8 protein-coding genes are annotated in these 13,703 nt (G+C 71.8%); 5 read left to right on the top strand and 3 right to left on the bottom strand.

The genetic code is table 11. The features are described from left to right. Positions 1 to 57 precede the first annotated feature (57 nt). Both VFV67_RS26715 and VFV67_RS26710 read right to left on the bottom strand, forming a co-directional pair. Positions 58 to 3,741, bottom strand: coding sequence for a M12 family metallo-peptidase (locus tag VFV67_RS26715; RefSeq protein ID WP_326473410.1), 3,684 nt, complete (start codon positions 3,739 to 3,741; stop codon positions 58 to 60). A 163-nt stretch (positions 3,742 to 3,904) separates the two neighbouring features. Further along, the gene (locus VFV67_RS26710; protein ID WP_326473409.1) at positions 3,905 to 5,092 is read right to left on the bottom strand and encodes a S8 family peptidase; all 1,188 of its coding nucleotides are present in this window, start codon (positions 5,090 to 5,092) and stop codon (positions 3,905 to 3,907) included. Positions 5,093 to 5,291: 199 nt separating this feature from the next. Here VFV67_RS26710 and VFV67_RS26705 point away from each other — a divergent pair, with 199 nt between their 5' ends. The 3 genes from VFV67_RS26705 to VFV67_RS26695 all read left to right on the top strand — a co-directional run bounded on the left by VFV67_RS26705 (position 5,292) and on the right by VFV67_RS26695 (position 8,667). Then, a complete protein-coding gene (locus VFV67_RS26705; protein WP_326473408.1) occupies positions 5,292 to 6,512 on the top strand; it encodes an MFS transporter in 1,221 nt (406 codons plus the stop codon). 104 nt (positions 6,513 to 6,616) lie between these two features. After that, positions 6,617 to 7,648, top strand: coding sequence for a GNAT family protein (locus VFV67_RS26700; RefSeq protein ID WP_326473407.1), 1,032 nt, complete (start codon positions 6,617 to 6,619; stop codon positions 7,646 to 7,648). 38 nt (positions 7,649 to 7,686) lie between these two features. After that, a complete protein-coding gene (locus VFV67_RS26695; protein WP_326473406.1) occupies positions 7,687 to 8,667 on the top strand; it encodes a hypothetical protein in 981 nt (326 codons plus the stop codon). A gap of 136 nt (positions 8,668 to 8,803) precedes the next feature. Here the strand turns inward: VFV67_RS26695 and VFV67_RS26690 are convergent, their stop codons facing one another. After that, complete coding sequence (locus tag VFV67_RS26690; RefSeq protein ID WP_326473405.1) at positions 8,804 to 10,423, bottom strand: methyl-accepting chemotaxis protein; 1,620 nt, start codon at positions 10,421 to 10,423, stop codon at positions 8,804 to 8,806. 190 nt (positions 10,424 to 10,613) lie between these two features. On the opposite strand from VFV67_RS26690, the gene VFV67_RS26685 reads away from it, so the two are divergent. Both VFV67_RS26685 and VFV67_RS26680 read left to right on the top strand, forming a co-directional pair. Further along, the gene (locus VFV67_RS26685; protein ID WP_326473404.1) at positions 10,614 to 12,599 is read left to right on the top strand and encodes a translation factor GTPase family protein; all 1,986 of its coding nucleotides are present in this window, start codon (positions 10,614 to 10,616) and stop codon (positions 12,597 to 12,599) included. A gap of 10 nt (positions 12,600 to 12,609) precedes the next feature. Then, positions 12,610 to 13,698, top strand: coding sequence for an S-(hydroxymethyl)mycothiol dehydrogenase (locus tag VFV67_RS26680; protein WP_326473403.1), 1,089 nt, complete (start codon positions 12,610 to 12,612; stop codon positions 13,696 to 13,698). Positions 13,699 to 13,703: the final 5 nt, after the last annotated feature.

Genomic DNA, 13,703 nt, shown 5'->3' with positions numbered 1-13,703 from the left:
AGGCGGCCGTTGGGTTGGGTTGGGTTGGAGTTGGGTTGGGGGTGGGTGGTGGGTGGGTTAGATGATCAGGATGTTGCCGGTGGTGAGGGGGAGTTGGGTTGTGGTGGCGCCGGTCCAGTTGGTGGAGAGGATGAGGCGGGCGCCTTGGTAGAGGGTGAGAGCGAGGGTGTCGTGGGTGGTGTCGGTGGCGGAGAGGTGGAGGGTGAGGTTGGTGGCGACCACGGTGGGGCGGTGGGGGTTGGTGATGTCGAGGAGTTTGGCGGTGGCGCGGAGGTTCAGGTGGAGTTGGCGGTTGGTGGGTTTGGCGCCGAAGGTGGCGAAGTCGGTGGCGAGGAGTTGGTAGCGGTGGCCGGCCGATTGGAACTGGGCGGTGGCTAGGCCGGTGGTGGTGTTGTGGGATCGGGTGTGCGAGATCAGGAGGGTGGTGTCGATGCGGGTGCCGGGGTCGGCGGGGAAGGCGCCGCTCGACTGGGAGGCGGTGAGGGTGGTGCCGGCGATGACGATGCTGTTGTGGGGGCGGAAGATTTCGACCGGGCTCGTGGTGGTGGCGGTGTAGTTGCCGGTGATGAGGGGGGAGACCTGGTGCACGCCTTGGGGGAGGGTGGCGGTGCAGCTAGCTGAGGCGTCCGTTGTGGGGGTGCCGAGCAGGCCGATGGGGGCGGTGCAGAGGGTTCGACCGGCGGCGACGAATGACACCGTGGCGGTGCGGATGTCACCGGGGGTGGTGTCGGTGGCGCCGGGGAGGACGGAGCTGTCGCGGACGGTGGCGCGCAGGAGAACCGTGCCGGAGTCGCGGGCTTCGGTGAGGGAGTCACCGGTGTAGGTGGCCTCCGCGTTTTCCGGGGTGACTCGGATCAGGAATGCGGTGCTGCCGACGATGCCGACGTCGTCGGTCACCGCGACCGTGACGGGATAGTCGCCCGGGGGTGCGGTCGTGGTGCCGGCCACGGTCCAGGTGCGCAGGCCGGGCCGGGCGTCGTCACCCGAGGTGGCGGCGAGCACCAGCTCGAGGCCGGCGGGCAGGCCGGTGGCCACCGCCGACAGGGTCGTCCCGGCGCTGTCCGGGTCGCTGGCGCCGATCGTGAGGGCCGGGGACAGGGCATCGCTGTACTGCACGGTGGCGGTTCCGGACGGGGCGTCGTTGGACACCCGCGGGGACGCCTGGATGGTGAGGTCGGCGTCGCTGAGGTCGAAGAACACGTTGCCGACCGCCTCGACCTTGATCCGGCCCTTGGTCGTGGCGACGTCGGGCAGGGTCACGGACTCGCTGCCGTCGTTGGCCGTGCGCTCGGCCAGCACGTGCGGGTAGGTGGCGCCGCCGTCCAGCGACAGCGAGATCCGCACCTCGGTGACGCCGATCGGGGCGGCGTCGGTGCCGGCGACCGACCAGCTGACCGGCTGCGCGGACCCGCCGCGCACGGTCTCGGCCGAACTCTGCGAGGTGACCAGGAACGGCCCGGCCTCCGGCGCGATCACCAGCGCGGTGTCGGAGCTGCCGACACCGCCGGCGCCGAGGTTGCCGTCCCGCGCGGTGAGCCGGAAATGCAGGGTGCGGGAGTTGTCGATGCCGACCCAGTCGGCGGTGGGCAGGAACTCCGAGTAACAGTCCCGGATCTCGCCCGGCACGTTGCTGCCGCCGGAGGTGGGCGGCGGCGGTGCCGGCGGGCAGAGACCGGTCGCGGCGTTGGTGTGCCCGGCCGCGATCTGCGCCAGGTCCGGGAACACCCGGGTGGGATCGCCGTTCACCGCGTTCTCGCCCGGCGAGTAGTACTCGAGCGTGTCCTCCGGGCTGACGATGGCCGCGGTGCCGAACTGGCGGAACAGCGGTCCGTTGGTCTTGGTGTTGCTGGTCAGCGCGGTGCCGGTGGCGCCGCCTCGGTCGTTCTGCTCCCACAGGTAGGTGAGCGCGTCGCCGTCGGAGTCGGTCGCGCTGCCGGACAGCGTGAACGGCGTGCGGGTCGGGATCGTGAACGAGGCCGGGGTGGTGACCACCGGCGCGTGGTTGTCGGTGTCCTCGACGGTCACGCCGCCGTTGTCCACCGCGCCACCCTTGACGGTCTCGCCGACGAAGCCGGCGGCACCGCTGGTCGCGGTCAGGCCGAGCGACTCGACGTTGGTGGCGGCCAGCGCACCGGTGCCGAAGGTGACCTGGAACCCGGCGTCGTTGAACGCCGCACCGCCGCCGAAGCCGGCAACGGTGACCTCGGCGCCGGCCGGCCAGCCCGCGATGCCCTCGATGGCGGCCTTGATCCCGGCGGCGGTGTAGTTGACGCCGCGCACGATCGGAGCCGACTGCGCTCCGCCGAAGGTCAGCGCGAAGCTGTCGCCGTCGGTGTCGAACTCGCGCAGCGAGACGGTCTGCACCTCGTTGATCGCCGGGCGGGTGGAGTTGATGAACGTGGTGATCTCGGTGTAGCTGCGCTGCGACCAGTACGGGTCGCTGTGCGGCTGCAGGTCGTCCTGACGGCAGATCCCGGCGTAGGCCATGATCGAGGAACCGCTGCCCGGCTCGTAGGAGTTGGCGGCGCTGCGGTTGCCACCGGAGCAGTTGAGCTGCGTGCCGTTGAACGTGTGGTTGCCGGCGAACTGGTGGCCGATCTCGTGCGCCACGTAGTCCACCGCATAGAAGTCGCCGACCGGGGTCGGCAACCCGGTGCAGCCGCGCGCCTTGTTCGCGCCGCCGACCACGCCGAGACCGGCCACGCCGCCGCCGTCGACGCCGAGCCCGATGTGGCCGACGTCGTAGTTGCTGGCCCCGACGAGCTGGCCGAGCACGATCCCGTTACGGGTGAGCGTCGAGCCCGCGCAGCCGGCGAGTTGGGCCGGCGTGTAACAGGCCGCGGCACCGCACGGGCCGTTCGGCTCGGTCGCCATGGCGGCGGTGTTCAGGTTGGTCCGGTCGGTGTCGTTGATCAGCACGAGCCGGATCGCGGTCTCGTCCTCGTAGATCTGGTTCACCCGGTTGACCAGGGTGACCTTGGCGGCGGTGACGTTCTCCGCGCCGAAGAACGTGGCATAGGACGGATCGGTGACCAGCGCCAGCCGGTAGGTGCGCAGCCGCACGACCGGTTCGGTCAGCACCGGCGCCAGGTCCTGGACGAGCTGCTCGACCTCCTCGTGCTCCACCAGCGGACCCTGCGGGTTGGCCACGTCGTGGCCGTAGTAGCTGGCGTACAGGCTCTGGTCGCGGTGGAAGTACGGGTCGATGTACCAGACGCCGCTGGTCGAGCGCACCGAGGCGTGGAAGCCCAGCGGGGTGAGGTCGGCGCGCACGGTCGCGGTCGGGTCGTCGATGCCCTTGCCGGCGTAGGTTCTGATCTCCGGGTGGGCCGCGGCCAGGCCGGGCTCCATCACCGGCGACTCGACCAGGGCGAAGCGCTGCAACTCGCCGGCCGGGGTGGGCAGGGTCATCACGGCCGACGGCGCCCGGGAGACGCGGTCCAGCCCGACCGCCATGGCCGATCGGTCCAATGTGTACCCGGCGAACCGGGTGGTGCGCACGTCGGCCGGCCGGGCGGAGCGGCTGGCGACCGCCGGGTTGTCGACCTTGGTCCAGGGGTTGGTGGGGTCGGGAGCGGCTGCCGCCGGGCCGGCGACGGGGGTCAGGAACGTGAGCGTGAGCAGTGCGACCACCGCGGCGGCGGGGCCGCGGGTCGCCCAGCGGCGGACCGATCGCGGAAACGCGGACATGGCCAACTCCGACTCCTCGGGACCGACGCACCATCCCAGCGGCGCGTTCACGGGGATTCTTCACCGGTGCCGGCGGGCGCGGGAATAGGCGAAAGTAGCTAGTCGCGGGCGCCGCGACCAACCTTCGTCGCAGTGGCCACCACCGAACGGACCCCCGCGACACACCGCGTCCCGGGCGGCCGCGTGGCGCCGCCCGGGACGTGGGGTCAACGGTCTACAGACCGATGGTGAACAGCAGCCGGTTCGGGGAACCGGTGCCCGGGTTGGTGATCCGGCTCGGGGTGGAGAGCTGGATCAGCCGGCTGGCCACGGTTGCCGGGCTGGCGCCCGGGTTCACGGCCAGGACCAGCGCCGCCGCGCCGGCGACGTGCGGGGTCGCCATCGAGGTGCCGCTGATCGTGTTGGTCGCCGTGTTGCTGGTGCTCCAGGACGAGGTGATGCCCTGGCCCGGCGCGAAGATGTCGGTGCAGGTGCCGAAGTTGGAGAACGAGGCGCGCGCGTCGGTCTGCGTGCTCGCGTTCACCGTGATCGCCTGGGTGACCCGCGCCGGCGAGAAGTTGCACGCGTTGGCGTTGGAGTTGCCGGACGCGATGGCGTAGGTGACGCCGTCGGTGATCGAGGTGCGCACCGCGTTGTCGATCGCGGTGCTGGCCCCGCCGCCCAGGCTCATGTTGGCCACTGCCGGCGCGCCGGCCGCGTGCTGCTGGGTGACGAAGTTGATGCCGCTGACCACACCGGTGGTCGAGCCGGAGCCGGAGCAGGTCAGCACCTTCACCGCCACCAGCCGGACGCCCTTGGCCACGCCGTACTGCGAGCCGCCGACCGTGCCGGCCACGTGCGTGCCGTGCCCGTTGCAGTCGGTGTTGTTGCCGTCACCGGTGGTGTTGGTGCCCCACACGGCCCGGCCGCCGAACGTGGTGTGCGTGGTGCGGATGCCGGTGTCGATGATGTACGCGGTGACGTTGCTCGCCGTGGTGTTGTGGGTGTACCGGTTGTCCAGCGGCAGCGCCCGCTGGTCGATCCGGTTGAGGCCCCACGACGGCGGGTTGAGCTGGTCGACCGTCAAGCTGAACACCTGGTCCTGCTCGACGAAGGCGACCGACGGGTCGGCGGCGATCCGCTTGGCCTCCCGCTCGGTCATGTTCGCGGCATACCCGTTCAGGGCGTCGGTCCAGACGGCCTTCACCGCCCCGCCGTACTTGGCCGTCATGCCCTGGGCGGCAACACCGGCACCATCCTTGAACACGACCAGGTAGCTGCCGGGTATGGCGTTCGCCGAGTCGGCGCCGAGCACGGTGCCCTCGGCCACCGCCGGTGCCGCTACGGCGACGGCGGCCGCCGCGGCCGCGGCGGTTCCCAATGTTGCGACGCGCCGGATCAGTCGGTCGCGTAGATCTCCCATGGCAGGGTTCTCCTTGTGCAGGGGCATGCGGCGGCCAGCCCTCGAGGACGCCGGCATGCGTGGAGACTTATTTGGGGACGTTTCCCACGATGGTCCGCGCACGGCGGCGACGCAATAGAGTCGGGCGGAGCGTGGAAAGTAAACAGTTGCCATTGAGGGGAACCCGAAAACCCCTAGGTACGAAAAGGAGTTGGCTGCGGTGGCCGGTGCGGCGCGGTACCGGGAGGTGTTCGCCGTCGGCGAGTTCCGCGCACTGCTCGCCTCCCACCTGCTGTCGATCATCGGCGATCAGCTGGCCCGGGTGGCGCTCGCGGTGCTGGTCTTCGACCGCACCGGATCCCCCGCGCTGGCCGCGCTGACCTTCGCGCTGACCCTGGTGCCCGAGCTGATCGGCGGGCCGCTGCTGGCCGGCATCGGTGACCGGCGACCGCGCCGGGCCGTCATGATCGGCTGCGATCTGGCCCGGGCCGCGCTGGTCGCTTTCATGGCCGTGCCCGGCCTGTCGCTGTGGCTGCTCGGCGCGCTGCTGGTCGCGGTGCAGCTGGTCGGGTCGCCGTTCAAGGCGGCCCGGGCCGCCATCCTCCCGGAAGTCCTTGCCGGGGACCGTTTCGAGGTGGGCACGTCGGTGCTGTTCACCAGCCTGCAGATCGGCATGTTGTGCGGCTACGGGGCCGGCGCGCCGCTGGTCGCGTGGCTGGGCACCGGCTGGGCGCTGCTGATCGACGCCGGGACGTTCGCCGCCTCCGCGGTCGTCGTCGCCGCCGGCGTCGGCCCGCACCCGCCGGTGCGCACGGATCCGGCGAAACCCGTGCCCCTCGGGGGTTTCCGCGAAACAGCCGCTCTGGTGTGGCGGGACCGGCGGCTGCGTTACCTGGTCGCCATGGCCAGCCTGGTCGGGTTCTACGCCGCGCCAACCGGTTTGGCCGTGCCGTACGCCGCGCAGATCGGCGCCGGCACCGCCGCGGCCGGGTTGCTGCTGGCCGCGCTCCCGGCCGGCAGTGCGCTCGGCGCCGTGCTGCTGACCCGGTTGGTGGACCCGGAACGCCGCCGCGCGCTGCTCGGCCCGCTCGCCGTGGCCACCTGCGCCGCACTGCTGCCCATGGGGCTGGCGCCGGGTCTGGCCGTCGCGGTCGGGCTGTGTGCGTTGTGCGGCCTGCTTTCCGGGCACGACTCGGTGAGCGTGGCGACGTTCACCCGGACCGTGCCGGCGGCGAACCGGGGCCAGGCCTACGGATTGGCCCTCGCCGTGCTGCGCGCCGCGCAGGGCGTGGGCATCGCGCTTTCCGGCGTGCTGGCCGAGGTGACCACGCCGTCCACCGCGATCGCCGTGTTCGCCGCGATCGGCACCGCGGCCGGCTGCGGGGTGGCGGTCGGCTGGCAGCGGGCACGTTCCGCAACCGTGGCTGGTACTACCGGGTGATCGGCGCTGCTCTCATCGGTGCTTTACTTGTATAGCAAGATAAACCCGCGAATCTTGCGGTAGTTTCGAGCGATCTCCACGGACCGGGGTGGTGAAGCTGAGACATGCGAACCCTGCCAGGGCTGGCCGGGCGGACGATCCTGTGCGGCAACGCCGACATCGTCCTCGCGGAGATGGTTGACGGCGAACAGGAAGCCGTCGAGGAGCACCGGGACCACTCCTTCGACCCCGATCCGGACGGCCGGCCGGTTCCGTTCCAGATCGACCGGTTCGGCGCGGCGATTCTCGACGCGCGGACCGGCGAGCTGCTCGGCCGGCTGACCTGGCGTCCCATCCCGTACGCGCCGATCCTGTCCTGCACCACCTGGAACATCGGCATCAACCTGCTGCCGGCCGCACGCGGCCGCGGTCTCGCCGCGCCGGCCGGTTTGCTGCTGGCCAGGTACCTGTTCGAGACCACCGGCGTTGAGCGGGTGCAGGCGTGCACCGACGTCGAGAACGTGCCCGGGTGGCGCGGCCTGGACAAGGCGGGGTTCCACCGGGAAGGCGTGCTGCGCGGCTGCACGAAACGCGGCGAGCGGCGGCAGGACATGGTGCTGTACAGCCTGTTGCGCTCGGATCTGGCGCCGGAGCGCGGTTCCCGCCGGGTGCTGCGCCAGCGCGACGGCGTGCAGTTGGTGCGCCCGCGCCCGGACGATCGGGCCAGGGTGCGCGCCGCGTCGGACCACACCTTCACCCCGGACCGGGACGAGGTGCTGACCGAGAGCAGTCCGGCCACCGGGCTGCGCGGCACGCTGCTGGCGGCCGGCACCGGACGGCTGCTCGGCGTGGCCAGCTGGCACGGCGTCGACTACGGCGGCACCCTCGGCTGCCTGGCCTGGCGCATCGAGCTGGAGCTGGTGCCGGACGCGCACGGCGTGGCCGCGGTGGCACACCGCCTGCTGGTCGAGCACCTGTTCGCCAGCACCGACCAGGACCGGATCGAGGCCGCCGCCGACGTGGACAACCGGGCCGGCGCGCGCGCCCTCGAGGAGGCGGGCTTTCGGCACGAGGGTGTGGTCCGCGGCGCCCTGCTGCGCGGCGGCCGGCGCCGGGATGTGGCGCTCTACGGCATCCTGCGCCCACGCGACAACTGAACCCCTAGGGGGACGCGGACCTCGGTCGGGTGTCCGCGATGGCCGGGCGTGCTAGCGTCCGCGCAACCGACCGGATGGACGCCGTGGTGAACGCCGAGTTGCCGTCGCATGTCGATCAGGCCTGGGAGGACCGCGAACTGGAGCGGGCCGCACGGGCCCTGCTCACCGGCCACCTCTCCCCCGCGCTTGGCCTGCTCGCGGCCACCCGGGACCAACCGGACCGGCGCGAGCTGTGCATCGAAGTGCTCGGCCAGGCCGGTTCCGGTGTGTTGCCGGCACTGCGCGCGGAGGCCGAGCGGGAGTGTGACGACGCCGAACGGCTGCTGTTGTGGGGCAGCGCGCTGAACGCCGCGGCGTGGCGGGTGCGCGGCGACGCCGGCGCCGAGCACGCCAGCCTGGCCCGGACCACGTTGCGGGTGGCGGCCAAGCTCGCCCCGGACGACGGCGCGCCGTGGTCCGGGTTGATGAGCTGCGCACTGGGCGCGCCGGAGCAGCCCGGCGAAGGCGACGAGGTGTTCCGGCAGTTACAAGGCCGCACGCCGGATGTGTTCGGCGGAAACGGAACCCGGCTGCGGATGCTCTCGCCCCGGTGGTACGGCGACGATGCGGCGGTGCTGGAGTTCGCCAGGGGCCGGGCGGGCGGCTTCGCGCCGGGCCACCCGATGCTGGCCCTTGTGCCCAGTGCGCATCTGGAGATCTACCTCGACCGGCTGGGCCGGGGCAACTCGTTCCGGCGGTTCTGGCACGCCATGACCCACCTGGGCCGGGACATCCGCGGCGACGTCGACGCGGCGTCCGACCGGCTGCTCGCCGGCCCGGATCCGGACCACGCTCACCCGCGATCCTTTGCGGCACACCAGGTCTTCGCGGTCTTCTACCACCAGGCCGGCGACCGCACCCGGCTCGCCGCACACATGCTGCGCGCCGGCGACCGCCCCGCCCGCTGGCCCTGGGGCTACTTCGGCGACCACGCCGAACAGTTCGCCCTCGCCCGCTCCACCGCCGCCGGCCGCGTGTAAGTCCCGGATCATCGGGTCAAGCCCTGGCCCACCCAACGCAACCTCAGGGGACCGTAACGGCACCCAGCCACAATCAACCCGCTAACCGCACTACCGGCTGGAACGTAACAACAGCAGTTAATCCCGGAGAGGCGGACTAGCGAGGCGGACCAGTCTGGAACTTGGCGACAAGGTCGGTGAGGCGGCCGGACAGGTGCGAGAGGGCGCCCGCGGCTTGCCGGGTGTCGGTGGCGCCGTCGGCGACCGATTCGGCGACGGAGGCGACGTCCTGGATGTAGCCGGTGATGCTGGCGGAGCCGGTGGCGGCGGCCGAGACGTTCGCGTCCATGGTGCGGGTGGTGCCGGCCTGCTGCTCCATGGCGGCGGCGATGGAGAGCTGGAAGTTGTTGATGTCCTTGATGATCTCGCTGATCTCGGCGATCGCGGCGACCGCGCGGGCGGTGTCGGCCTGGATGGCCTCGACCCGCTGTGAGATGTCCTCAGTGGCCTTGGCGGTCTCCTGAGCCAGGTCCTTGACCTCGCCGGCGACCACCGCGAAGCCCTTGCCGGCCTCGCCGGCGCGGGCGGCCTCGATGGTGGCGTTGAGGGCCAACAGGTTGGTCTGGCCGGCGATCGAGGTGATCGTCTTGATCACGTTGCCGATCTCGGAGCTGGACGCGCCGAGCTTGCCGATGGTGTCGGTGGTGGCCGCGGCGGCGGCGACTGCGCGCTCGCCCACCTTGACCACATTGCCCGCGTTGTCGGCGATCTCCGAGATCGCCACGCTCATCTCCTGGGCGCCGACGGCGACCTCACGCAGGCTGCCGTCCACGGTGCCGGTGGCATCCGCGACGGTTCCGGCCCGCTCCCGGCCAACGCCTGCGTCCGCGGCCATTCGCTCGCTGGTGCTGTTGAGCTGCTCGGCCGCGCCGCTCAGCTCGACCGCGGAGTGCTCGATGTCCCGGATCGCGTCGCTGACGCTGCTGGTCGCCTCATTCAACGTCTCGGCCATCTGCCCGACCTCGTCCCGGCTGTGCACCGCGACCCGGGCGGTCAGGTCGCCCCGGGCCATCCGGCCGAGCGCCGCAGCCACCTCGCGCAGCGGCACCACGATCCGGCGCGCGACCACGAAGGCCAGCAGCGTCCCGCCGATCAGGGCCAGGCCGAGCACCACCAGCATGAACAGCTCGCCGGAGTCGCGCGCCGACGTGGCGCTGTCCAACTGCGCGGCGCCGTCGTCGACCCGCCTGGCCTCCAGCGCCGCGAGGTCACCCTCGGCCTTCTCGATGGCCGGCTTGAGCTCGTTGAGCCAGGTGTTCCACCAGTCGCCGGCGTTGGCGCGCCGGGATGCCGGCACCAGCCCGTCGTTGTAGATCCCGCGGACGTTGGCCCAACTGGCCACGAACGCCGCGAGGTCGTCGGTGTTCCCGGTGTCCTCGTTGTACTCCGCCACGGCCGCGTCCAGCGCGGTCTCGTCGGCGCGCAGCGCGAGCTCCCAGTTGTCCTTGCCGGCCGAGGTCGGCTCGTTGGCGTGGCCGAGCAGGTCCATCCGGACCTTGATCTCCTGCTGGTGCACCGCGGACAGGTGCATGCCGGCGTCCACCCCATTGCGGTACAACGTCTCGGCGCTGTCGTGCATCGAGTTGAGCACGAAGTGCGTGCTGACCGCTACCGCCGCGATACCCACCAGGGCGACGCCGAGCACCGCGAAGATCTTCACCCGGACCGGACGGTCGGCGAGGACCCGCAGTCGCAGGCGACGACCAGTTGAGGACATGACGGCTCCCAAAGCATGAGTCGGACTCGTGATGCCCGGCACATCGGCACCCGCGCGGCCGACCTGAGCCAAATTCGGTTGCCCGATCGGCGGATCCCTGCTGCACTCGAGAAAAGGAAAGGAGCACCCATGCGCGCACCCGTCATGTCGACCCGACCGGTAATCACCGCCTACCTAGGGGATATGACGCTTGGCACGCAGGGTGAACTTGGGAGTTCTGGCGCACGTCGACGCCGGTAAGACGAGCCTGACCGAGCGGCTGCTGTTCGCCGCCGGGGTCATCGACGAGGTCGGCAGCGTCGACGACGGCAACACCCAGACCGACTCCATGGCGCTGGAACGCCAGCGCGGCATCACGATCAAGTCCGCCGTGGTGTCCTTCGACGTCGGCGGCCGCACGGTCAACCTGATCGACACGCCCGGCCACCCGGACTTCATCGCCGAGGTGGAGCGGGTGCTCGGCGTGCTCGACGGCACGGTGCTGGTGATCTCCGCGGTGGAGGGTGTGCAGGCGCAGACCCGGGTGCTGTTCCGGGCGCTGCGCCGGCTGGGCATCCCCACCCTGATCTTCGTGAACAAGATCGACCGCCGGGGCGCGCGGCCGGACGGCGTGCTGGCCGAGATCGCCGACCGGCTCACCGGCGCCGCCGTTGCGATGGGCACGGTCACCGCGCCGGGCACCCGCGAGGCCGACTTCCGGCCGCACGGCGCGGAGTTCGACGCCCGGCACCTCGAGCTGCTCGCCGAGCACGACGACGCGCTGCTCGCGGCCTACGTCGCCGACACCCCGGTGCCGCACCGCCGGCTGCGGACCGCGCTCGCCGAGGCGTCCCGGCGCGGCCTGGTGCACCCGGTGTTCTTCGGCTCGGCCAGCACCGGCGCCGGCGTGGACGCGCTGCTGGCCGGCGTCACCGAGCTGCTGCCGGCGGCCGGCGGCGACGCGGCCGGACCGGTGTCCGGCACCGTGTTCAAGGTGGACCGCGGCCCGGCCGGGGAGAAGATCGCCTACGTGCGCATGTTCTCCGGCACGGTGCACACCCGGGATCGGCTGCCCGCCGGCAAGGTCACCGCGATCAGTGTGTTCGGCGCAGGCGCGGCGGGCCGGGCGGACTCGGTGACCGCCGGGCAGATCGGCATGCTGTGGGGCCTGACCGCCAGCCGGATCGGCACGGAGATCGGCACTGCGATCGGCACCGGGATCAACACCGTGAGCCCGCGGCCGGACGGCCACCGGTTCGCCCCGCCGACCCTGGAGACGGTCGTGCTGCCCCGCCGGGCGGCCGACCGGGGACCGCTGCACCAGGCGCTCACCCGGCTCGCCGAGCAGGACCCACTGATCAACCTGCGGCAGGACGAGCTGCGCCAGGAGCTGTCCGTGTCGCTCTACGGCGAGGTGCAGAAGGAGGTCATCGAGGCCACGCTCGCCACCGAGTTCGGCCTCGCGGTGAGCTTCCGCGAGTCGACGACGATCTGCATCGAGCGGCCGGCCGGTTCCGGCGCGGCGGTCGAGCTGATCGACAAGGCGCCCAACCCGTTCCTGGCCACCGTCGGGTTGCGGGTGGACCCCGCCCCGGAGGACTCCGGCGTGGCGTTCCGGCTCGGGGTGGAGCTGGGCTCGATGCCCTACGCGTTCTTCACCGCGGTCGAGGAGACCGTGCGGGAGACGCTGCACCAGGGTCTGCGCGGCTGGCGGGTCACCGACTGCACGGTCACCATGACGCACTCCGGGTACTGGCCCAAGCAAAGTCACGCGCACGCCGTCTTCGACAAGAGCATGTCCAGCACCGCGCGGGACTTTCGGCAGCTCACCCCGCTGGTCCTGATGACCGCGCTGCGCCGGGCCGGCACCCGGGTGTACGAGCCGATGCACCGGTTCCGCCTGGAGATCCCCACCGAGCAGCTCGGCGTGCTGCAGCCGACGTTGGTGCGGCTGCGCGCGGTACCGAGGACCTCGCGGTCGCACGGGCCGACGACCGTGCTGGAAGGGGAGATCCCGGCCGGGAAGGTGCACGAGCTGCAGCGCAGGCTGCCCGGTCTGACCCGGGGCGAGGGCAGCATGGAAACCGGGTTCGCGCACTACCAACGGATCACCGCGACCCCGCCGAGCCGGCCGCGCACCGACCACAACCCACTGGACCGCAAGGAATATCTGCTACGGGTGCAGCGGCGGGTCTAACCTAACCCGCATGGGACAGAAGGTGAACGGTGTCGTGGCCAGGAGCAAGGGTGCACCGGTGGAGCTGACCACGGTGCTGGTCCCCGATCCGGGGCCCGGCGAGGCGGTGGTGAAGATCCAGGCGTGCGGGGTGTGCCACACCGACCTGCACTACCGCGAGGGCGGAATCAACGACGACTTCCCGTTCCTGCTCGGCCACGAGGCGGCCGGCGTGGTGGAGTCGGTCGGCGACGGCGTGACCGACGTCGCCCCCGGCGACTTCGTGGTGCTGAACTGGCGGGCGGTGTGCGGGCGGTGCCGGGCCTGCCGCCGCGGCCGGCCCTGGTACTGCTTCGACACGCACAACGCCGCCCAGCCGATGACGCTGGAGGACGGCACCGTGCTCAGCCCGGCGCTGGGCATCGGGTCGTTCGCCGAGAAGACCCTGGTGCACGCCGGGCAGTGCACGAAGGTCGACCCGACGGCCCGGGCCGCCGCGGTGGGCCTGCTCGGCTGCGGGGTGATGGCCGGGCTCGGCGCGGCGATCAACACCGGCGGCGCGAGCCGGGGCGACTCGGTGGCCGTGATCGGCTGCGGCGGGGTCGGCGACGGCGCCATCCTCGGCGCCCGGTTGGCCGGCGCCGGCACGATCATCGCGGTGGACGTGGACCCCCGGAAGCTGGAGTGGGCCACCGGCTTCGGTGCCACCCACACGGTCAACGCGGCCGAGACCGACCCGGTCGCGGCGATCCAGGAGCTGACCGGCGGGTTCGGCGCGGACATCGTGATCGACGCGGTGGGCCGGCCGGAGACCTGGAAGCAGGCGTTCTACGCCCGGGACCTGGCCGGCACGGTGGTCCTGGTCGGGGTGCCCACCCCGGAGATGACCCTGGAGATGCCGCTGATCGACCTGTTCAGCCGCGGCGGCGCGCTGAAGTCCTCCTGGTACGGCGACTGCCTGCCGAGCCGGGACTTCCCCATGCTCGTGGACCTCTACCTGCAGGGAAGGCTTAACCTGGACGGGTTCGTCTCCGAGGAGATCGGGCTCGGCGACGTCGAGGCGGCGTTCGGCAAGATGCACCACGGTGACGTGCTGCGCTCGGTGGTCGTTTTCGACTGAGCCCG

The organism is Actinophytocola sp., assembly GCF_035762905.1.
In the GTDB taxonomy this organism is placed as follows: Bacteria; Actinomycetota; Actinomycetes; order Mycobacteriales; family Pseudonocardiaceae; genus DASYTH01.
This window is presented reverse-complemented; position numbering and strand designations above follow the sequence as displayed.

Excerpts from the sequence above, each read along its gene's own strand:
- VFV67_RS26690 (WP_326473405.1), bottom strand. The coding sequence starts at position 10,423 with ATGTCCTCAACTGGTCGTCGCCTGCGACTGCGGGTCCTCGCCGACCGT.
- VFV67_RS26695 (WP_326473406.1), top strand. The coding sequence starts at position 7,687 with ATGGCCGGGCGTGCTAGCGTCCGCGCAACCGACCGGATGGACGCCGTG.
- VFV67_RS26680 (WP_326473403.1), top strand. The coding sequence starts at position 12,610 with ATGGGACAGAAGGTGAACGGTGTCGTGGCCAGGAGCAAGGGTGCACCG.
- VFV67_RS26700 (WP_326473407.1), top strand. The coding sequence starts at position 6,617 with ATGCGAACCCTGCCAGGGCTGGCCGGGCGGACGATCCTGTGCGGCAAC.
- VFV67_RS26710 (WP_326473409.1), bottom strand. The coding sequence starts at position 5,092 with ATGGGAGATCTACGCGACCGACTGATCCGGCGCGTCGCAACATTGGGA.